13 protein-coding genes are annotated in these 21,781 nt (G+C 67.8%); 6 read left to right on the plus strand and 7 right to left on the minus strand.

What is annotated here, in order from left to right; genetic code table 11:
* The first annotated feature begins 186 nt into the window (after window positions 1-186).
* A complete protein-coding gene (locus tag OG787_RS21005) occupies window positions 187-1,530 on the plus strand; it encodes a transcriptional regulator (RefSeq protein WP_402493739.1) in 1,344 nt (447 codons plus the stop codon).
* A gap of 72 nt (window positions 1,531-1,602) precedes the next feature.
* Entirely contained in the window at window positions 1,603-2,775 is a 1,173-nt protein-coding gene (locus OG787_RS21010; RefSeq protein ID WP_402493737.1) for a serine hydrolase domain-containing protein, read from the plus strand.
* A 78-nt stretch (window positions 2,776-2,853) separates the two neighbouring features.
* Here the strand turns inward: OG787_RS21010 and OG787_RS21015 are convergent, their stop codons facing one another.
* The 3 genes from OG787_RS21015 to OG787_RS21025 form a co-directional block, all read right to left on the minus strand.
* Window positions 2,854-4,539: a TIGR04141 family sporadically distributed protein gene (locus tag OG787_RS21015; RefSeq protein WP_405536016.1), complete on the minus strand. Its 1,686-nt coding sequence runs from the start codon at window positions 4,537-4,539 to the stop codon at window positions 2,854-2,856.
* 109 nt (window positions 4,540-4,648) lie between these two features.
* A complete protein-coding gene (locus tag OG787_RS21020; RefSeq protein WP_405536017.1) occupies window positions 4,649-5,029 on the minus strand; it encodes a hypothetical protein in 381 nt (126 codons plus the stop codon).
* The gene (locus OG787_RS21025) at window positions 5,026-7,500 is read right to left on the minus strand and encodes an AAA family ATPase (RefSeq protein WP_405536018.1); all 2,475 of its coding nucleotides are present in this window, start codon (window positions 7,498-7,500) and stop codon (window positions 5,026-5,028) included. Before OG787_RS21025 ends, OG787_RS21020 begins: the two co-directional genes overlap by 4 nt.
* Before the next feature lie 316 nt (window positions 7,501-7,816).
* On the opposite strand from OG787_RS21025, the gene OG787_RS21030 reads away from it, so the two are divergent.
* On the plus strand, window positions 7,817-8,473 hold the full coding sequence (locus OG787_RS21030) for a DUF433 domain-containing protein (RefSeq protein WP_152170614.1): 657 nt from the start codon (window positions 7,817-7,819) through the stop codon (window positions 8,471-8,473).
* A complete protein-coding gene (locus OG787_RS21035; protein WP_405536019.1) occupies window positions 8,463-8,849 on the plus strand; it encodes a toxin-antitoxin system, toxin component, PIN family protein in 387 nt (128 codons plus the stop codon). The genes OG787_RS21030 and OG787_RS21035 overlap by 11 nt, the downstream gene beginning before the upstream one ends.
* Window positions 8,850-8,888: 39 nt before the next feature.
* On the opposite strand, the gene OG787_RS21040 is transcribed toward OG787_RS21035, so the two are convergent.
* The 4 genes from OG787_RS21040 to OG787_RS21055 are packed head-to-tail and all read right to left on the minus strand — an operon-like array spanning window position 8,889 to window position 17,191.
* On the minus strand, window positions 8,889-12,152 hold the full coding sequence (locus OG787_RS21040) for a type I restriction endonuclease subunit R (protein WP_405536020.1): 3,264 nt from the start codon (window positions 12,150-12,152) through the stop codon (window positions 8,889-8,891).
* Window positions 12,149-13,402, minus strand: a complete 1,254-nt coding sequence (locus tag OG787_RS21045; protein ID WP_405536021.1) for a restriction endonuclease subunit S — start codon at window positions 13,400-13,402, stop codon at window positions 12,149-12,151. The genes OG787_RS21040 and OG787_RS21045 overlap by 4 nt, the downstream gene beginning before the upstream one ends.
* Window positions 13,395-15,035 (minus strand): N-6 DNA methylase, encoded by a 1,641-nt coding sequence (locus tag OG787_RS21050; protein WP_405536022.1) that lies wholly within the window; start codon window positions 15,033-15,035, stop codon window positions 13,395-13,397. The genes OG787_RS21045 and OG787_RS21050 overlap by 8 nt, the downstream gene beginning before the upstream one ends.
* Before the next feature lie 41 nt (window positions 15,036-15,076).
* Entirely contained in the window at window positions 15,077-17,191 is a 2,115-nt protein-coding gene (locus tag OG787_RS21055; protein ID WP_405536023.1) for a hypothetical protein, read from the minus strand.
* 377 nt (window positions 17,192-17,568) lie between these two features.
* On the opposite strand from OG787_RS21055, the gene OG787_RS21060 reads away from it, so the two are divergent.
* Window positions 17,569-19,095 carry a hypothetical protein gene (locus tag OG787_RS21060; protein ID WP_405536024.1) on the plus strand — a complete coding sequence of 509 codons (1,527 nt, stop codon included), beginning with the start codon at window positions 17,569-17,571 and terminating at the stop codon, window positions 19,093-19,095.
* Window positions 19,088-21,760, plus strand: a complete 2,673-nt coding sequence (locus OG787_RS21065; RefSeq protein WP_405536025.1) for a hypothetical protein — start codon at window positions 19,088-19,090, stop codon at window positions 21,758-21,760. Before OG787_RS21060 ends, OG787_RS21065 begins: the two co-directional genes overlap by 8 nt.
* The last annotated feature ends 21 nt before the right edge of the window (window positions 21,761-21,781 follow it).

Genomic DNA, 21,781 nt, shown 5'->3' on the forward strand with positions numbered 1-21,781 from the left:
CGATCTGAGAACCGTTCCGGAAGCTGCACCCTGCGCGGGCTCCGTGGACGGCTGATATTCAGTCAACGGCCCCTGACGGCAAGGCGGAACGTTTCTAGGGGGTTCCTCATGGGGACGCCCTCCCCGTACGCGGCCACGCGAAGTAGCCTCCCCACTACGCCTTGAGGGGATGACGGGAGTGATGACATGCCTGGTGAGCCGTTGGCAGTCCACCCGCTGAGCTTCCTCCGCCAGACGCGTGGATGGGGGAAGGCCGAGTTCGCCCGGCTCATGCAGGCGCACGGGCGGTCGCTCGGAATCCCGCTCGCGACCAACCGGACCACCGTATGGAAGTGGGAGCAGGGGCAGGAGCCGGACGCGGACGCCCAGCGCGTACTCGCCGACCTGCTGCGCGTCCCGTACGAGCAGGCCCGGAGGGAAGGTTGGCCCCGGTGGCTGCCGGTCTGGGAGGTCACGGGACTCACCGCCCCGTGGACCGAGGCCGGTACCGTTGAGGCGTTGTCCGAACTCGTGGGGAGTGGCCGCATGGATCGCCGGGGCTTTCTCACCATCACCGGCGCCGCCTTGACGGGCCTCGCGGCGAGCTGGGTGGACGCGCCGTCCGCCTTCGCCTCGGCTCTGGGCGGGGATCAGGTCACGGACACTATGGTCTCGACGATCGAGCAGCGCATCAGCACGCTCCGTACCCTCGACGACCAACTCGGCGGCGCCACACTCCTGGAGCAGGCACGCGGCGATCTCGCCCTCGTTACCGGACTCCTCAGCACCGGCAGGTACACGGAGAGCATCCGAACCCGCCTCTACGCCCTGGCCGCCCGGGTGTCGCACCTGACCGGCTGGATGGCCTACGACGCCGGTCTGCGGTCCGCCGGCCAGCGCTACTACGTCGGCGCCCTGCGCAGCGCCCGTACCGCCGGAGACGACGCGTTCGGCGCCTTCATCCTCGCGGAGATGGGCGTTCACGTCTCCGAGGCCGGACGGACCGCCGAGCGCGTCGCTCTCATCTCCACTGCCATCGACAACGCCCCTCGAACGCTGTCGCCTTACACCCAGTCCTTCCTCTACCTGCACAAGGCCGAGGCGCTGTCCCGCGACGGCGACCATGCGAATGCCGGTACAGCGCTCAACCGCGCATTGTCCCACTGGGAGCACCACACGACGGAGGAAAACCCGGACTGGCTCAACTGGTTCGGCGAGGCGCAGCTGAAGTCAACCGAGGGCAAGGTCCTGCTGCGGTCCGGGCAGGTGGAGCGCGCGACCGGTTCCCTGGAGACTTCGGTGAAGAGCGCGGCTCCTCGGGACAAGGCCGTACGCTCCAGCCGCTTGGCCGAAGCCCGGCTCGCCGGCGGCGACCTGGACGGGGCGCTTGACGCCGCGAACTACGGCACCGAACTCCTGGAGAGCAGTGTCAGCTCCGTAAGGGCTCTGGACCGCCTGAAGGAGTTCTCCGCACACCTCGAACCGCGCAAGTCCGTCCCCGCTGTCCGTGAGTTCCGCGAGCGGCTTCAGGCCGTGCCCGTCGCGGCGTGACCGTCACCTCTCGGGTTGAGAGGCCGAGCCCGCCCCCTCAGAGCAGGCTGTCGTAATGCCAGGATGGACGGCATGACGACGATCTACGGTGAGGTCGCGGCTGGGTTCGAACCGGTGCGTGAGGCGTTCGCGGCGAACTTCGCCCAGCACGGGGACATCGGCGCGGCGGTGTGCGTCTACCAGTACGGCCGACCGGTAGTGGACCTGTGGGGCGGTGTCGCCGACCCCGAGACCGATCGTTCGTGGACACGAGACACGCTGCAACTCGTCTACTCGGCGACCAAGGGGGCGACCGCGACCGCGGCACACATGCTGGCCGAGCGCGGTGCGCTGGACCTGGACGCGCCGGTGGCAAAGTACTGGCCAGAGTTCGCCGCGAACGGCAAGGCGGACATCCCGGTGCGCTGGCTGCTGTCCCACCAGGCTGGCCTGATCACGCTGGACCAACCCGTCCCGCTGAACGAGGCGTTGGCCTGGCACCCGATGGCAGCCGCGCTTGCCGCTCAGCGTCCCCAGTGGACTCCGGGCACGGCGCACGGCTACCACGGCCGGACCTGGGGCTGGCTCGTCGGCGAAGTGATCCGCCGGGTATCCGGCCGGACACCGGGCCGCTTCTTCGCCGACGAGATCGCCGCCCCCCTCGGGCTCGACTTCTTCATCGGACTCCCAGCGGATCAACGCGACCGGGTCAGCCGCATGGTGTACCAGCGACCGGCCATCGACCTCACCACCGTGCCCGCCGAGTCGGTTCCCGAAGAACTCCGCGAACAGGTCGCCGCCTGGCGGGATCCGGAGTCACTCAGCAACCGGGCGTACGCGGTCACCGACCCCGCCGCGATCGACTTCGACTCGCCCGAGGTGCAGGCCGCGGAACTCCCGGCCTCCAACGGCATCGGCACCGCACACGCACTGGCGCGCATGTACGCCGCGCTGATCGGCGAGGTGGACGGCGTGCGCCTGCTGACCTCGGAGACCCTGGCCTCGGCGGCCAAGGAGCAGGCCAGTGGGAAGGACCAGGTGATGCTGATCCCGAGCCGGTTCAGCTCCGGGTACATGCTGCCTACCGAGACCAACCCCATGATCGGGCCGAACTCTTTCGGTCACACAGGCAGAGGCGGCTCACTTGGTTTCGCCGACCCGGAGCAGGGCATCGCCTTCGGCTATGCGATGAACAACATCATCGGGGGCCTCGACGACCTGCGTGCGACGTCACTGGTCGACGCGGTGCGAAAGTCGCTGGCGTAACAGCTGGCATCGCTGTGGCCCCGAGATCCGGAACGGCTCGCCAGCCACGTCGGTGTACGTCGTTACGGTGCGCGGCGGCTACGCCGCCAACCGCCGAGTCCCAGTCGAGGTGGTGGCGGACGGAGTGGAGGCGATGCCGATGACCTCGACCTGGACGCCCCATGTTTCGAGCGTCCTCGCCGTCTGCACCAAAGTGACCTGCGAGAACGGGAACAGGGTGTCCGCGGTGAGGTCGGTGCCGTCCTTCAGCAGGATCGCGAAGACGACCTTCGAAGGCCGGAAGTCTTCCGGCAGACCGTGCCCTTGCCGGGCCGCCGCCACCTTTTCGGCGAACCGTTCCCTGCCCTCCGGGGAGTTCCGTAACGTCTGTACGGCGACGAGCGCCTGACTGAAGAGATGGCTCAGGGCGTCGGAGCCCTTGGCTCGCTTCACCATGACCAGGACATCGTCCGGGCTCAGCAGGTCGCAGATCTCCACACCGTTCCCGCGGTGCAACGCGGTCTGTACGTTGTCGCGGTCGAAGCAGACGTACCCAGGCCGCTGGTCCGGCACGGACGCGTTGTAGGTGCGTTCCTTCTCCCCGAGGACCCACGGGGGTAGGTCGACGGACGGGGTGTCGGTGATCAGCCGCTCGGCGTGCGAGCGGATCGCCTTCAGATACTCCTGGTCGATCTCGTACCAGTGCTCGTCCATCAGGAAGAACCGGCGGGAGTCGAGAAACACCTCCGCCTCGATCCACCGGAGCGCGCTGGACGTCCAGATTTCGTCGGCCCGGTCGGCGCGGCCATGCTGATAGAGAGTGACGGTTCCTTCCCGGAGCGCGGCCACGCGGCTGCCCGCACGCTGGACGCGCGCGCGGCAGAGGACGTACTCAAGGTCGAAGTCGTCGGTCGACCGGCCGGCCACGTCGCTGTTGATCCTGGCCTTGAACGCTCTGGCGGCCATGTAGTCGTCCCAACGGTCGGCGGGGACAGCGACGCTGATTCTCCCGTCGGGCTCCTGTCCCAGAAGGTCGTCGAGGACGGCCTCCAGACGGGTGACAAGGCTGGGATCGTCGACGGGCACGACGTGTTCGACGAACTCCAGCTCCGGACTCGGCTTCTCTTCGCGCAACACGCGGGCGATCGCACGGATGTCGGCAATCAGGTCGGTGCCCTCCACGCCGAGCCGCATGCGCAGCCCGGCGCCGCCCTCGGCACTGGAGATCTTCCCCGGGTTGTCCCGGGAGATGGTGAGCGGGATGTTGTCCAGGTGGCCGCCGAGGCGGCGCACGATCTGGGCGTGTTCGACGATGCCCAGGCTCCACACCGAGGCCCCGCTCGGGATCAGGGTGATGTCGGTGCGCCCTCCGCCCGGGGTGTGCGACACCAGGTCCCGGATCTTCGCGGGGTCCACCCGGCGGGACGCGAAGCTCAGACCGAAGCGGTGGTCCTTCAGGCGGTCGGGCACCAGGCGGAAGCCCTGGTCGTAACCGATCGCGTACACCTCACCGTCGACGGCCAGCATCAGCAGGCCGGCCGAGCGGTTGACGGGCCGTGACACCTCGATACCCGTCGTGCGGAAGATCTCGTCGCACCAGCTCGCCACGGGCTGCTCGAAACTGCCGGTGACCAGGACCGCCGGTACACCGAGGTTCTCGGGGACGTCGAAGTCCGCGTGGACCTTTTCCAACTGGTCCGCGTCCAGGGCGTCGAACATCGCGTCGGCAGTGGGAGACACACCCCTGAGTCGGTACAGGGTTCGCTTGGACGTACGGGCCGTCATGGTGCTGCTCCTCGTTCCGCTCTTTGTGGACGGCGGCGATAACCGCCCTCGTGATTTCGTTCTCATGCGTGTCTCCTCCCGGCAGTGCCTCTCCTGGGGCCAATGCGGATCAGCGGGCCAACAGGGCGACGAGCACCGCGACTTCGGTGTACCACGCGCGGACCTGGTCCTCCGTGGGACCGATCTCGTACTGGTGGTAGTGGCATCCCAGGCAGAGCTGGCTCCACACGGCCTTCGCGCGGCGGGCCGCCCCTGCTTCGGCGCAACCGCGGAGCCAGAGGAACGCGGCCCGCTGGGTGCCTTCCCGGATCGCGCGAGGCGCCCGGTGGGCGGTGAGGCGGTCGGCGACCGCGCTCTCCAGCGCGACCCGGAGGGCGAAGGCTGCACCTCGACACCGGCTCGCCGTGGCGGCAGTGGACGTGGCGGGCTCGTCGGTGTCCGTGAGCAGCAGGTCAGCGGTGTCGAGCAGCTGGCGAATCGTCTGGTTCACGGCCCCTCCTCGGGCTTGCGTACCGTCAGGGCGACGGCCTTGACGTCGTCCACGAACCGCTGGGGGTCCGGCATCGAGGTGCCCGACGGGTGGGCGCCCTCCTGGCACTGCCGGACAACGTCCACCGCCTTGGAGCCGCACCGCCTGCGCAGCTCGCAGTAGACGTCACTGGCCCTCTTCGTCGGGTCTCCGAAGAGCCCCAGGGCGGCGATGTCCATCAGCGTGACGGCCCCCGCGACGGCCTTCTCCGCCTCGTGTTCGGCCACCCCCGCCCGGTGCAGCCGCAGCCACGCGGCCTCGGAGAAGGCCCGTTCCAGGACGGCGCGGCAGAGGCTGGGCAGCACATGGGTCATCGCGACCGGCGGGAGGTTTCGCGTGCGGATGAGAGCGCGTGCGTCGGCCAGTGCCTGACCGACCGGATCGGTCACCCGGTTCACGGACACCACGGACCTGCCCGCCCGCTCCACCTCCAGTACGGTCACCGGGAGTTCCTGGTTGGTGAAGGCCCGCTGGAGTCGCGTGTCGTGAGTGAAGACCACGACCTGCCGGGTCTCCCCGAGGTCGTGCAGCACCTTCGCAAGGCCGTGGACCTTGGCGGGATCCATGGACTGCACCGGGTCGTCGATGACGACGAACCCGAAGGGACTGTCCGGCGCGGCGGCACGCGGCAGGAAGAGCGAGAGCGCGAGGGAGTGCAGTTCGCCCTGGCTCATCACGCCGAGGGCCGCCGCCTCGGTGCCGTCGACGGACACGTCCATCACCAGCTTGCGCACGGTGGCCTTCTCACTGCCGGTCAGGCGCACGGAACGCAGGTCCACGTTGCTCTGCTGGCGCAGCTCCTCCCAGATCCGCTGCGAGTGGTCCTCGAACGGCCGCAGCCGCTCCTCGCGCAGCTCGGCACGCGCCTCCTTCAGCCACTTACGGGCCGCCCTGACCTGGCACAGCCGGGGCCTGCCGGCGTACGCGGGCCGGGCCCGGTCGAGCCAGCCCGCGAGGCGGGTGACACAGGAGCGCCACTCCTCGTCGAGCTTCTCCAGCTCCCGCAACGCCTCCTCCCGCAGCGCGGCGCAGGCGTCGGCGAGGACGAGCGCGGTGGTCTCAGCGCGGGCGGCGAGCCGCTCGGCGTCATCGATCGCCCGGCACGCCTGCCACTCCTCCCACGGGTCCACAAGCGGGGCGGGCAGCCACGCGGGGGCCGGCGTGACGAGGTAGCGGACAGCGTCCACCGCGTCCCGCAGCCCGGTGCGGGCCTCCCGCGCGGTCGCGGCCTCCCGTCGCAGGGTCGCCACCTGCTCGGCTGCCCGCTCGGCCCACGCCTCGTCGAGCGCCCGGTCGGACCCGCACACCGGGCAGGTGTCCTCGCCCTCGTACCGACGGCTGTGCTCCAGGGCCTTGGCCAGCAGTTCCGCGCGCTGGTGGGCGTCCTCGGCGCCCGAGGCGCGTACGTCGTCGAGTACGGCGACGGCCTCGCGCAGCCGGTCCACGGCCGCGCCGACCACGCCGAGGTCCGGTCCGGCCAGGGCGGCGGTCGTCCGCAGTTCCCGGAGACGACCCTCGTCCGCGTCGGGCAGCGAGGTCACGAGGGCATCGAGCTCGACGAAGTCGGGGTCGCCCGCCTTGCCGACGACCGCGAGCGCGCGTACCGCCCGCGGGTCGTCCAGCACGGACAACGCCTCGACGAGTACGGGCCGTTCAGCCTCGGCCTGCTTCAGCGCGGAGTCGAGCGCCTTCTCGATGCCCTGGAGCCGCTCGTCCGCGTCGGTCAGTTCGCGGAGTCCGAGGATGGCGGCGACCGAGTCGTACTGTTCGCTGGGCCTGCCGTTGAGGACCTTGTCGAGATCCGCGTACGACAGAAAGGGGCTGTAGTCGTTCAGAGCCCGCTCCCAACCGACGCCGACGAAGGGCCGACGGCCATGGCCCGGCCGTCTGAACTCGACCTCGGGGGCGGTGACATCGTCGCCGGGCCAGGTGCACGTCAGAGTGGACAGCCGGGGGTCACCCGCGATGGCGAGGCGGACCTCGACCTTCGGGTCGGCACCGTCGTGCAGGTTGCGCCAGTGCCGGCGCCACACCTCGCCCCGCTGCTTGTCCAGGCGGGCGGTCCGGCCCGTGAGCGCCGTCTCGGCGCCCTCGGCGAAGCTGGACTTCCCCGAGCCGTTACGTCCCACGACGAGGGTGACGCCGGGCTTCGCGGTCAGCGGCAGACGCGCCTTGCGGCCGATGCCGCGAAAGCCGTTGACGCTGATGGAGTCGAGGAACACCCGCTGGTCCGGGTGCGGAGCGGCGGGGGTGCCGGAGGACTCCGTCGCGGTGGCGCTCAGTGCCTCTCGCAGGAGTTCCCGGGGTGCCTCGGCGAGCGCCGAGCTTTCGAGGCGGGCGGTCAGGCGGGAGAGCGTCGAGGAGGAGCCTCGGCGGTGATCGACCTGATGATCGGATGCGTTCGGCTCGTTCTGTGCGGGGTGTTCCGTCATGGTGCTCTCCGCCCTCCGTGGTCGGTTCCGGGGCCGGGCTCGTGCGGTGGGCGAGAGGAGTGAGTCTCTCGCTTTGCGCGAGCCCGGTGTGACAGAACCGACGGTAGAGGCGGAGAAGTTATTGAATCCAAGATTTCAGTGATAACCCTGGTTATCGAGAATTCCGCTCAAAAATGAGCCACGCGCTGCCGGGACTGCCAAGCCAAAGACCGAGTCACTGCGGCTGACTGAGCTGATGACTGGGTGTGCGGTCCACCTGCAGGTGGGAGGCTTGATGTGGCACGATGCGAAATCCGGTGCCAAGAGGAGGTGGGGCATGGTCGACAGGTTCAACGACGGGCTGCTGACGCCCGCAGAGACCGCCTCCTACCTTGAGATTCCGCAGTCGACCATGACCTCGTGGCTGAAGGGAAAGGCCGCCGGAGCGCCACTGGTCCACCAGGTCGAGCCGGTACGGAGGGGGCAGCCTTCGGTGCCGTTCATCGCGGTGGCCGAGGCACACGTCCTTCGTTCTCTGCGTTCCCTTGGGCTTCGCATGAGCGAGATCAGGGAGGCCGCCGCCGCCGTACGGGACGCCTTCGACACCCCCTATGGCCTCGTGTCGAAGCGGATCGCCACGGACGGCGTGGACATCTTCATCGAGCACGGTTGGGGAGACCTCCGCAGAGCCCGCGACGGCCAGGTCCCCATCCACGAAGTGGTCTCCGACTATCTCCGATACCTCACCTGGGAGCCGGGCGACGACTTCCCCTCCAGCCTGCGGCTGAGGCAGTACCCGGACTCCGTCCCCGTCGTGATCGACCCGAGGTTCGGCCACGGTCTCCCCGTGGTGGCCGCCAACCGCGTCACGGTCCAGGCCATCACCGACCTGTGGGAGGCCGGGGAGACCGTCGAGGACATCGCGTACGACTACGACATGACGCCTGCACAGGTGGACGCGCTCTGCCGGGCCGTGGTGCACCTTGCCGCCTGAGTTCTTCCTCGACCGGAACCTCGGTCGCCGTGTCGCGGAAGGACTGAGAGCCTGCGGGTGGACGGTTCACCGCATCGGGGACGTCTTTCCTGACGACGGGCAGGACGTTCCGGACGAGGAGTGGATCACTTACGGTCTCGACCGGTCCTGGGTCCCGCTGTCGAAGGACGGGCGGATCAAGTCCCGGGATCTTGAGATCCAGCCCGTCCTGGAGCGCGAGGCGGTGCTGTTCTACCTGGACAACCAGCAGCTTCGCAGTGCCGAGATGGTCGAGAGGCTCGTCGCACGCCGTGACGCGATCCACCGGGCCGTCGAGAAGGGCGGCCCGGCGGCCTACGCCGTACGGCACGACCGTGTTGAGCGCACGTGGCCGTGACGGGAGGGTGTCCCTGGTGGCGCCCTCCCATACGCATTGCTACTTCGCCGCGGGCGCCCACAGGGCGGCCACGATCTCCATCTGCTTGAGGACCAGGTCGATCGCCTCGCGCTCCTCCTCCGGCGGATAGTCGAACATCGCCAGCACGCGGCGGATGCGGGTACGGAGCTTCGCACGGACGGGTTCGCGGGAGAGCCAGTCGACGGAGAGGTTCTTCTGGATGTCCTTGACGAGGGCACGGGCGATCTTGGCGAGGGTGTCGTCGCCGCCCTCCATCACCTCAGCCATGTCACGGTGTGCAACGGCGTCGTAGAAGGCCAGCTCGGCGTGGGTCAGCGGCGGGTCAAACCGCTCGCCGCGGCGGGCCTCCGCCGACACCTCCCGCGCCAGGGCGGCGAGTTCGGCGATGACCTGGGCGCTGGTGAGCTGCTGGAGCATGTAACGCTTCATAAGGTCGTTCAGGCGCTCGGTGAAGCTCTCGTTGCGGACGACGTTGTGCTTGGTCACCTCGCGCATCTTCTGCTGGATCATGCGGCGCAGAGCTTCGGTGACCAGGTGCGGGGTCTCGGAGTTCTCCAGCTTGCGCAACTGCGCCTCGTTGAGGCGGGTGATGTCCAGCCGGCCGATCCCGGCCTCCGCGTACAGGTCGGTGATCTCGTCCGCGTCGACGACCGAGGCTGCTAGTGCTTGCAGGTAACGCTGGACCTCGGCGCTGAGCGGCTCCCCACTCGCCTCACGCTGGGCGGCGTCCAGCTTGATCATCCAGGCCCGGACCTCGCTGAAGAAGGAGATGTCACGACGCCAGTCGTCCAGGTCCTCGCAGCGCTCGGCGATCTCCTTGCTCATCGCGCAGACACGGTAGAAACGGTCCAGCCGGGCCGCGCTGTCCTTGAAGCGGACGGAGAGCAGCTTGGCGGGAGGCTCGACCTTGTTGCCCGGGTTCTTCGGGTCGCGCAGAAAGTCGGCGGTCAGGCGCAGCGCCCGCTTGCGGGTGTCGGGCCGGCTGGTGTCGGCAAGCCATTCCTTCCAACGGCTCCCGGCCAGCAGCCCCTTGATGGTGGCCAGCTCGTTCTTGACCTCGGTGACGGCCCGTTCGATGTCCGCGCCGAGCGTCTGGTCCTTGCGGTCCTGGTCCGAGTACTCGCGCAGGGCCTTGGTGAGGTTGTCGGTGAGCGGCGCGTAGCCGACGAGCAGACCGTCCTGCTTGCCGCGGAAACGACGGTTGACGCGGGCGAGCGCCTGCATCAGATTGGCGCCCTGCATCGGGCGGTCCATGTACAGGGTGTGGATGGGCGGGGCATCGTAGCCGGTGAGCAGCATGGAGTGGACGATGAGCAGTTCCAGCTCGTCGTCGGGGTCCTTGGCGCGCTTCTGGACGACCTTCTGCTGGGACTTGCGCAGCGAGTGCTTGCGCATGTGCTCGGGGTCGGAGCGGTCGCCGTGGAAGACGATCTTCATGACGCCCTTGTCGACCTCGTCACTGACCCAGCCGGGCCGCCGCTCGGCCAGCGCGTCGAAGACCCGTACGCAGATCTCGCGGGTCGCGCACACGATCATCGCCTTGCCGGGGGCGCCGATGTCGGGCTTGACCAGCTCGCGGCGCTGCTCCCAGTGGGCGATCAGGTCGTCGGAGAGCTTCGCTATGCGGTCCTCGGAGCCGTAGATGGTGTTCATCGTCGTGGCGTACTGGATGGCGCGGCGGCGTTCGGCGTCGTCCATGCCCTCGGTGAGCGTGTTGGCCTGCTCGTCGAGCGTGTTCGGGTCAACACCCTTGGGCAGGTCGACCTTGATGACACGCGGTTCGTGGAAGACGCGGACCGTGGCCCCGTCGTCTACGGCGCGCTTCAGGTCGTAGATGTCGATGTACTCGCCGAAGACGGCACGGGTGTCAGCCTCGGCCTTCGAGATCGGCGTACCGGTGAAGGCGAGCAGGGTGGCGTACGGCAGGGCGTCGCGCAGGTGGCGAGCGTAGCCGTCGAGGCTGTCGTAGTGCGAGCGGTGGGCCTCGTCGACGATCACCAGGATGTTGCGGCGCTCGGAGAGGAGGGGGTGGGACTTGCCGGCGTCCTTCTCCTCCTTGCTCAGGCCGAACTTCTGGAGGGTGGTGAAGACGATCCCGCCGACGTTGCGCCGCGTCAGCTCGGTGCGCAGCTCTTCCCGCGTGTCGATCTGGTGGGCCTTCTGCCCGAGCAGGGTCTCGCTGTCGAGGAAGGTGTCGTAGAGCTGGTCGTCGAGGTCGTTGCGGTCGGTGATGACGACGATGGTGGGGTTGTTGAGGGCCGGGTGGCGGGCGACGAGCGCCGCCGTCTCCACCATCTCCTCCGACTTTCCCGCGCCTTGCGTGTGCCAGACGACGCCGGCTTGGCCGTTCGTCCGCGACGCCTCGACCACAGCGTCCACCGCCTTGTTCACCGCGAAGTACTGGTGCGGCTTCGCGATGCGCTTGCCGGAGAGGGGCTCGCCCGGCTTGGGCGGGGGGAAGTTGACGAAGTTGCGGGTGAGAGAGAGAAACCGGTCCTGCGTGAACAGGCCGTGCAGGGCCAGGTTCAGCGCGTCGAGGCCGTCGTAGCCGGGCTCGTTGGTGTCGACGCGCTCGCCCTCGTGGTCGACGTTCCAGGGGGCAAAGTGCTCGTACGGCGTGAACGCTGTGCCGTACTTGGCGGTTATGCCGTCCGAGACCAGACAGAGGACGTTGTAGCGGAACGCGATCGGGAACTCCGAGACGTACGTCTGGAGTTGGGCGTGAGCCGACTTGAGGGTCGCGTTCTCGTCGGAGGCGCTCTTCAGCTCGATGACGGCGAGGGGCAGGCCGTTGACGTACAGGACGATGTCGAAGCGGCGGTGACTGCCGTCGGTGTCCCTGACGGTGACCTGGTTGACGGTGAGGTAGCTGTTCGCGTCGGGGTCCGTGAAGTCGACGAGGCGGACGGTGGGGGTCTGCTCAGCGCCGAACTCGTCGGTGTAGGTGAGGCGAATGCCGGTGGTCAGGAACTCGTGGGCCTGCTTGTTCTCCGGGTACGCCTCGCGGGAGGCAGGGTCGGTGGCGATTCGGAGGGCTTCGTGGACGGCGGTTGAGGTCAGCTCCGGGTTCAGCTTCTCGATGGCGAGCTGGAGCTCGTCGTGGAGGATCAGGTCGTCCCAGTCTCGGCGGTGGCCGGTGCCAGGGGCGAGGTCTTTGCCGGGCTTGGTCTGCCAGGCGAGTTGCGCGAGTTCGTCCAGGGCCAGGTGCTCCCAGGTGGACTCGGTCATCTTGGTGTCGAGGTGGGCGGGGGTGGGCTGGTTGGGGTGGCTTTCGGTTGTCATACCGCCTCTTCCACGATCTTCTCGGCGTCACGGACGTGGAGCCTGCCGGACAGTAGTTGAGGAAGGAGGGTTTCGCGGAGGGTGACGAGGGTTCGAGATTCTTCGCCCATGGACTTCATGTGCGCAAAGGCCGCAGACGCACGTTTCCCAAACGCCATGAGAGATTCATGGTCGGGGCGGACGACGTAAAAATTCGATGAGTCATTGGCACTGACCCGCTGTCGCCCCGAAGAGCCGACCATGTTCCGGATCGAATGCTCGCGAAACCTGCCACTCCGGGCAAGGAAATAGCTGAACTCTTGCGGGATTCCAGGGCGAGATCGCATCACGATGAACTCAGTCGAACCAACGCCGACTTCACCCTCTAGCATGAAGTCAACGTAACCCGTCTTCCCATTTTCCAAACATGGCGTGATGCGAGCGAGAAGAGTATCCCCGTTGCGGAACCGAGTGCCACTCTTGGGTTCCCTTCTCGACCAGCTATCGATACCTGCTCGACTTGTCGAAAGCGCCGCCATGTCCACATAGACAGGCTCGTCATCAGACGGCTTCGGTGTCTTGGGGTTGAAATCAACTAGATCCGTTACGCGGACGCTGTCCGAATCATCTGGGATTCTTTCTACGTCAAGCATTTCCATACCCACCTGCAGCAATCGCTCGTACGACACCGCAAGGCGTTCATTGACGCCGATCTTGTCATCCAAGGCCCCGACCACCTCAGCGATAGCTCGCTGAATTGGGAGTGGCGGAACGGAAACCAGGAAACTTTCTACCTGCTTCTTGGTCAGCGCCCTCCTGGATCCACCAGCGCTGTGACTAAGCATGTATGCGCGCATTGCCGGATGCGATAGGTGACGCTGAAGGAATTCGGGATCCAATCCCTCACCGGCACGAATAATCATTACATGCTGATTGACTCGCGCAGGAAGAACAGTCGACGGAGCAACGCAGCAACGCGCAATCGTCTGCCCATCACCGGTAATATTCAAGAGAACATCGTTCTCCCGAACTGCCACACCGGACAACCGCTCGGCAGCATCGTCTGCGATGAAAGCTAGGCCGGCTTTGGAGAACCTGTGATCGAACACGTTTTGCGATCTAATGAACGAGACGCCGCTTTGCACATAAACAGCGGAGCCCCCCTTAGGGGTTGCACCACTTCCGATCTTCGTGCACATTCCGCCCAGTTCCCTGAGCGCCCACCCATCCGGCAGGGTCGAGCCCAGGGGGGTAGTGATACTCTCAGCCATCGATCCTCCCCAACTGCTTTCGCACCACCGCATCCAGTCGTGCTGACTCATCGAGATGCTCGAACAGTTCTTTGGTCAAACGCTCAATGCGCTCTGCCATCGGTTCCGTATCCAAGTCCAGTCCATTATCGGCTGCCCCAACGTACGGCCCTGGTGTCAGTGCGAAATCACGCTTCTCAATCTCTTCCAGAGTCGCGCTGTAGCAAAATCCTGGAACGTTCTCGTAGGAAAGTCCCTTTTCCTTGGCTGATCGAGTACCGCGCCACGCGTGGTATGTGTCGGAAATTTTCTCTAGATCCCCCTCCGAGAGGATACGTTCCGTGCGGTCGACCAACGTGCCCATTGCCCGTGCATCAATGAACAGCACGTGGCTACGACAATCGTTTAGGGCCCTAGCGCTCTGAGGAGACTTGTCCTTGGAAAAAAACCACAGGCATGCTGGGACCGTAGTCGTACGAAACAAGTTTCCAGGCAACACAATCATGCAGGCGACTAGGTCAGCTGCAACCATCGCCGCCCGAATCTCACCTTCTCCCGACTTGGTTGACGTCATCGTTCCGTTCGCCATCACCACGCCCGCGCTACCCCTGTCTCCCAGCTTCGACACGATGTGCTGGAGCCACGCGTAATTAGCGTTCGACTGGGGCGGAGTGCCGTACCGCCACCGCCGGTCATCCGACTTCCTCGCCCAGTCCGACATGTTGAAGGGCGGGTTGGCCATCACGAAGTCGGCCTTCAGATCAGGCAACTTGTCGTCCGCGAACGTGTCCGCCCAACGGTCGCCGACGCCCTTCGGGTCCATGCCGTGGATGGCGAGGTTCATCTTGGCCAGACGCCAGGTGCGCTCGTTGGCCTCCTGGCCGTAGACCGCGATGTCGTGCGTGTGGTCCTTGCCCTTGCGCCGTTCGACAAACTTACCGCTCTGCACGAACATGCCGCCCGAGCCGCACGCCGGGTCGTACACCCGACCCTCGTACGGCTCCAGGACCTCGACGATCAGACGGACCACGCTCGCCGGCGTGTAGAACTCGCCAGCCCGCTTGCCCTCCGCCCGCGCGAAGCGCTCCAGGAAATACTCGTACGTCTCGCCCAGCACGTCCTGCGCCGGACGGTCGCCATGCCCCGTGAAGCGCGCATCGCTAATGAGGTCGACGAGTTCCTTCAGACGCTTCTGGTCGACGTTGTCGCGGTTGAAGATCTTCGGGAGGACGCCGGTGAGGGTCTTGTTGGCCTTCATCACCTCGTCCATGGCGGCGTCGAGGAGCTTGCCGACGCCGCCCTCCGCGCTGGCCGCGTTCTCGGAGAGGTGATCCCAACGGGCGGTCGGGGGCACCCAGAAGACGTTCTTCTCCGTGTACTCGTCCTTCTCCTCAAGGAAGGCCGCCCGGCGGTGTTCGGGGATCTGGGCCAGCTCGGGGTCGGCGGCCAGTTCTTCGCGGCGTTCGGTGAAGGCGTCGGAAACGTACTTCAGGAAGACCAGGCCGAGCACGAACTCCTTGTACTGGGCGGCGTCCATGGAGCCACGGAGCTTGTCCGCAGCCTTCCACAGGATGTCCTGGATCTCTTTGGTGCTGGAGACACTGAGCAGTTCGCCCTGTCCGGCGGCTGCCGCGGCTCGCTTGCGGGGAGGCATCGTTCCTTCTTCCAACTCGTCGGTGGATGGGTGTGGATGGGTTACGTGCGGTTGATGGTTCGGGGTTCGCCGAGGGTGAGGGTGCCATCGGCCAAGCCCGCGATCGTCAGGTGGCGAGCCTCGGCAAGGGCGTCAGCCTGGGCGCGCAGCAGGCGTTCCCGGCGTTCGGTCTCGGCCAACAGGGCGTCGAAGCGCAGCACCTCGTCCGGGTCCAAGTCAGGGAGCTGGTACTCCTCGATACGGCGGGCGGCGCGCACTGCGCTGGGGCTGCGGGCGGTGCCACGGGCCGCGCCGAGCAGGGCCGCGAGGACCCGGGGGGTGAGCGGGCGGGTGGCGTCGGCGTTGACGCGGAGGACGCGGGCCGGGAACGCGACGACCGAGAAGCCGTCGTGGTCGACGTACATGCCGAGGCGAGGCACGAGGGTGTACACGACGTCACGGGGCTCGGTCAGCGCCGCCCGTTCGTACGTCGTCGCCAGCAGCAGGCGGTCGATGCGGCGGTCGCCCACGGGTCGTTCGCCGGTGATCTCCTCGGGGCCCAGGACGGTGTGGTGGCCGTCCCGGGTGAGGTGCTTCTCGTCGATACGGTGGCCGGGGAGGCGAGTCACCCTGCGTGCGGTGATCAGCTTGCCGAGGGTGGTGCGCCTGGGCAGGCGACCGACCCTGCGCATTACTGCCCCTCGGTAAGGGCCTCGCTCGTCCTCGTATGTGTGGGTGTCCGCTGTCGCGCGCTCCAGGCGGGCCTCGGCCTCGGCGATCAGGGCGGGGCGTTCGGTGACCTTGTCGGACCAGATTGCGGAGGCGGGCGGCGCAGGTGGGGCCAGGGGACCGCCGAAGGCCCGGTCCAGGTCGGCGACGGGGACCACACGGCCGTAGCGCGGGTCGTGACCGTCGAGCCCTCGGAAGCCTTCTGCCCGCCAGAGGAGGACGTCCTCGGCGAGTCGAATGCGCACACCCGGCGTGAGCTGTTCCGAGCTGATGTCGGCGAGTAAGACCATGCCCTCCGCCTCCCGGACGGGACCGCGTGTGAGCGTCCACAGCGCGGGACGGTAGCCGGGGCGAAAGGGCAGGACCCCGCCGGGAAGCGCGATAACCGACTCGACGATGTTCTCGCGTAGGAGGGCCGAGCGAAGCTGGGCGGCCTCGGTGCTCTTCAGTTCGTCGACGAGCGCGTCGGCTGGTCCGAGGACGAGGGCTGTGCAGCCGGGGCGGAGGAGGTAGGCGACGCGTTCGAGCTCCGTCAGGGCGGCGAGTACCGAGCGGTCCTCGCCCGGGCGGTACGGGAGCTGGGTAACGACGAGGTCCGGGTCCGCGAAGCGTTCCTCCAGGTCGGAGCCGGTCTGCACGTCCAGGTCGAGTTCGCTTACGCCCGCCAGCAGGAAGCGGCGGCGGGTGATGCGGGTGAGCCGGTCGTCGGGGTCGGCGGCGAGGACGGTGACGCGGTCGCGGTCCTCCGTGTCGTCGAGGAGCGCGGCGAGCAGGTCGCCAGCGCGGGCGTGCGGGTCGGCGAGGGTGAGGGACTCACCTCGCTCAAGGCGGACGCGGAGGTCAGTGAGCTGGGTGAGCAGACTCCGCAGCTCCTGGGTGACCGCGTCGGCGGCGAGGGAGTCCAGTCCGAGCCGGGAGCGGGCGGCGAGCAGCCACTCGTACGCGCCACGTTCGTCGTAGGCGGATTCGACCAGGTCCTCGGCGAGGCGGGCGAGTGGGGCCGCCGTGGCGTCGATCGCGCGAAGCTCGCGGAGTACGAAATCGTCCTCGGCGTCGATCCGTTCGGCTCGGCGCAGCAGCGCGGACCAGAGGGCCTCGTCCGCTTCGGCGTCGGGCGGGGAGGTTGGGGAAGCGTTCGCGCCGTCGTCGGCCAGTGGCCGGCCGCCGAGCCGGCGTAGGCACAGGAGGCTGCCCAGCGTCTCGACCAACTGCCACGGCGTGAAGCGGTCCCGCAGCGCGATGATGCCGAAAAGGGCCAGCTCGGATCGGAGCTCCTGCGGGGCGGCGTTGCCCAGGCCGGAGGCGATCAGCCAGTCCGTCACCTGTGCGCCGTCGAACAGGGGGCGTCCCGAGTTCTCGGACACCGCTGCTGGGAAGTCCGGGTGGCGTCGGCGCCAGGTGGACACGACAGGGCGCTTCACTCGGGCGAACGTCGCGATATCGGACATCGATACCAGGAGAGGTAGCGGCCTGGGGGAGCGGAGTGCCGGGTCCGGCAGACCAGTGATCACGGTGCGCATCCCTCCCCGCTCATCTATCGTCACATCAGCTGCTTCGGCCCTCAGGCCGGGCCTTGTCTTGCGTCACGGTTCCGCTTGCAGCGGATTCTCGCCGACGCCACAAGACGATACGCCGACCCTGGCGACGCGAGTGCGTCTTCATTTGATAATGACGGTTATCAGACATGGATGCAGATTCACGTCCCATCGGGCTGTCTCATTCGGCTGGGTGATTCACATCCGAAGTGCCGCTGCCTCCCGAGAGATGCGCCAGAATGACGGATCAGTTTCCCGGCTGGGCAGCGCTGAGGGGGTGGCAGCGGGAGATGGCTGAGCGCATGGTCACCGTCGGCGGCAAGGGGCAGACACCGGACCTCGTGGACGGACCCGGCTGGAGCCGCCCCGGACTGGACGTCGCCGCGGGCCGTTATCCGCTCTCGGTGGAGCGGCATGTGGGGCGCATGGTCGATCACCTGGTGCCAGGGGTGACCACATTGACCCCGCACGCGCGTTACTACGCTCTGCACGGGCTGATCGCCGCGCAAGCCGATGCGGAAGACCTGACGGTCCCGGCCGCCCAGACCCTGCTGCGCCGCGCCGAAGTGGCGTTGGCCGCCGTGTCGTTCGCACATCATCCGCAGGCTCTGGAGTGGCTGCCGCGTGCTCATGGGGTCGATGCCCTTGCCCGGCGGCTGCACTCCGGGACGGTCACCATGTCCGAGGCCGAGGTCCCGGGCAAGGACGGGTACGTGGGCAACTCGTGGGGGTTCTGGGGACCGTACACCGGATCCGAGGTCGCGCTCGGCATCCTCGGCGCGGGGCCCATGCCGGTTCCCGGACCGCGGCTTGAGACCGCAGCACTTCGAGCCGGACTGGGCGGGTTGCTCGAACTGGCTGCCGAGGACATGCTGAACGTGGATGATCTCGCCCCTTTCGGGGACCGGCTGTGCGTGTGCGTGGGCGGTGAGCATCCTGACGGGGCGTGGCTGGCGAACCTGATGTGCGAGCCCGGTGCACCGGCCGAAGCAGGCTCCCGCTCGGCAACGCGACGCCAGACGATTCAGCTTCTGGCTCGTGTGGTCGCCACACATCCCGTCCGGTATTTCACCCGCGACATCGGCCATGTGCTCGCTTTCGGCGACTTCCTGACCACCGATCCCGTCACCAGCGGCATCGACGCGGCCGGCGCCTGGCGCGGAGTGGTGCTGCGCAACTACTCCGTCGGGGCCTGGCGCCGCCTGTGGTCCTGGCTCGTGGAGCAGGTCGACGGGCTGGTGCCGATCGAGGAAGTGGCCGACCGCTTCGCCGCGGAGTTGCCCGACATGACAGTGGACGCGTTCCTGTTCTCCCTTCCCGCGACGCAGAGCACGACCGGAGCGCCGTTGCCCGCCGAGCACGACCTGAGGTGGGCGGGTGATGATCCCTTACCTCTCACCGAACTACGGGTGCTCGCTACCAATGCCCGTCGGGTGGACGAACTCACCGGTCGGGTCCGGGACGCGTTCCTCGGCCAACGCGGTGTCGAACTCGGCCCGGAATGGGTCCAGCGGCGGCTTGACGAAGCCCGGCCCATGAAACTGCGCGATGTCGCCCGCCGACTCACCTATGACCTGGTAGCGCGGTCGCAGAGGATCGCGCTGGCCAAGGCCCGCCGACGTGCTGACGGCACGCTGTGGTTACCGACCCGGCTGCACGAACGGGGCGGGCTGCTGTACCGGACGAGCCAGGAAGGGCGCAGTGATGTCGGGCTACGGCTGGACCAACTCGGGACCGTCCTGGCCACCTGCGGGGTACTGCGCTACCACGACCAGCACTGGTCGGTGACCAGTAGCGGGAGGGCTCTCGTTGACTGAGACCACACCGGCACCAAAAGTGGTGGAGCCGCTAACTGCGTTCGCCTCTCCGCTGACCCTCATCCTCGACGAGGAGCGCACGGGCGGGCGGAGCCTGGAAGAAGCCCTCTTCCTAAGCTTCACCGCCGATCTTGGCTTCTTCGAAGAGGTCGCCCTCGGCGTCACCCAGGCCACTGGCGCACGCGTCACGGTGGCGGGAGACGTCTCCATGGCCCGGAACGATCCCCGCTCCGTCCGGCGGGCCGGCCGCAGCTACCTCGCCGGTCTGGCATACGCCCACGGTCCCGCGTTCCATCCCAAGCTGATGGTCCTCGCCGGACCGGAGCACGCCACCATCGCCCTCGGCTCCGGCAACACCACGCTGGCCGGCTGGCAGGCCAACGCCGAACTGTGGACGGTTCTGCGGGTGGACGGCGAGCAGAGTCCCACCGCGGTTCCGGAGCTGTCGGCATGGCTGCGCGACCTCCCGGAAAAGGTGAGGTTCTCCGCCGGAGTGCCACAGGCGCTGGGGCGGGTCGCAGCACTGCTGGACCGGCTCCACCGGGACAGGACACCCACGGCGCCACAGGTTCGCGTCGTCAGCAGTCTGCGTTCGCCGATCATCGAGCAGCTGCCGCAGGGGCCCGTCGACGAACTGGCCGTGTTCGCGCCCTTCTACGACCGGCGCTCGATGGCGCTGCGGCGGCTGCTCGAACGCTTCCGTCCGAGCCGGTTCACCCTCGCTTACCAGCCCGGGCTCAGTGATCTCGACGGTCCATCGGTATCCGCCCTGGTGAAGGAGTACGACGGACGCGTCATCAGCGACAACGACCAGCGGTACCGCCACGGGAAGCTCGTCGAGTGGGTCTCCGAGGGGCAGAGGTGGGCCCTGACCGGCAGCCCGAACCTCTCCGCTGCGGCCCTGCTGCTTTCCCAGGGCGACGGCGGCAACTGCGAACTCGGCATCATCACCCCCATCACCGCCACCCTCCTTCCGGACGGCACCGACGAGCCCGCCGCCCGGCTGCACACCGTCCCGCCCCTTCCCCGCCCCATCGCTGGCGGTGGGCCACTGCTGCTCGGTGCCCTACGCGTACCGGACGGCCTGGAGATCAGCGTGGCCCGGCCTCTCTCCGACACCGCTCACCTGGAGTTGTCTCAGGCCGCGGCACCGCCGGAGGCATGGGAGCGCATCGCCGACATCCCGACCGGACAGGCCACGCTGACGGTGACGGCTCCGGCCGATGCGGGCAGCCGTGTGCGCCTGGTCGTAGTCGACAGCGACGGCGTACCGAGCTTCGGCAACATCGTGTTCGTCGTCGACCCTGACCGCGCCCTGCGCCGAATGACCCCGACCCAGTCCCAGGCCCCTACGACACGGCCTCCCGACCTGTTCGCGGATCCCCGGCTCGCCGAACGATTCCTGGGCGATCTAGAAACCCTCCGTACGGGCCTGACCCCCACCCCAGCGGGCGTATCCGCGAGCAGCAGCACTGGCGGTGCGGCTGCGACGGCCCCGCTGGACGCCGATGAGGACGGCTGGGAGCGCTATCTGGACGAATGCGCCGGACGCGTCGGACATCCGCTCACGCGCTTCGCGCTGGGGCTCCCCCTGCCCACCGACATCAGCACGCCTTTCCAGGATCTGCTGCCCGTCTCCTGGGACGAGCGGTTCACCGACGACATCGACGCCGCCCTCGATGATGACGACGCCGAGAGCATGGCGGCAGAGCACGACCCCGAGGCAGTCGATGCCGAAGCGAGCAGCGCCGCCACCCTGCCCGACCTCCGGCAGGCCGACCAGGAAGTCCGCCGTAGATACCGGCGCTGGGTGGAGCGCCTCGTCGCCCTCGCTCCCAACCTGGGCCCTCCCGAGCGCATGCTCGTCGTCCGGCTGACCCTGTGGACCGTCGCGGTAGGCGCCTGGCCGCCGGCGCACACCGACTGGGTGCCACTGCTCTCCCAGGCCGTCCGTGCACTGAACCGAAACGACCTCCCCGAGCGGATTGAGCCCCAGGTCGGCAGCCTCGCAGCAGTCGCCCTCGCCGTGCTCCGAAGCCACGCCCCACGCTACGAGATCACGCCTGAGACCATCGCCTTCAACGAAGCCTCCCAGGCGGTCGGCCACCTGCTTCCCGCAGTGGACTCCGTGTACGTCACGGAGTACACGACACTGCTCGACACAGCTTTCGGCCCGGCCGTCGACCCGGCCGCCGTGCTCGATGTCGCGTCGGACGTCGTCCAGGACGATCCCCTCGCCGACGCCGTATGGTCCCTCGCCGAGAAGGGACGCGACGTACACCGCCACGGACGACTCCTGCTTCATGTCATCGGCAGCTTCAGCAACCCCGCGCTGGTGGCACTCGAAGCAGTGGGCGCCGCCGAGGATGCGCCCCTGGTCGGGGCCTGGGCCGACTCGGGCTCGGAGTCCGGCGGGGGAGGTTGGGCGCTGGTTGTCTGGCGTCGACCCGACCTCATCGTGGTCGATGCTCGCCGGCCGATTCCCCTCTGGCGGCATTACCGGCTCACCGGACTTGTGGGCCCCCGAGCTCTCGCCGCACAGCGCAGCTTCGAATCCGCTGCCTCCGTACCCCACGGCCCCCGCAACCAGCCATTCGAACTGGCTCACCAAGTCCTGTCGGATCTCGGCCTGGTCGGACCCCAACCACCGCAATGTGAGCCATAGCCTGGGGAGTTTCTACATGTC

The sequence above is a fragment of the Streptomyces sp. NBC_00075 genome (genome assembly GCF_045041225.1).
In the GTDB taxonomy this organism is placed as follows: Bacteria; Actinomycetota; Actinomycetes; order Streptomycetales; family Streptomycetaceae; genus Streptomyces; species Streptomyces adonidis.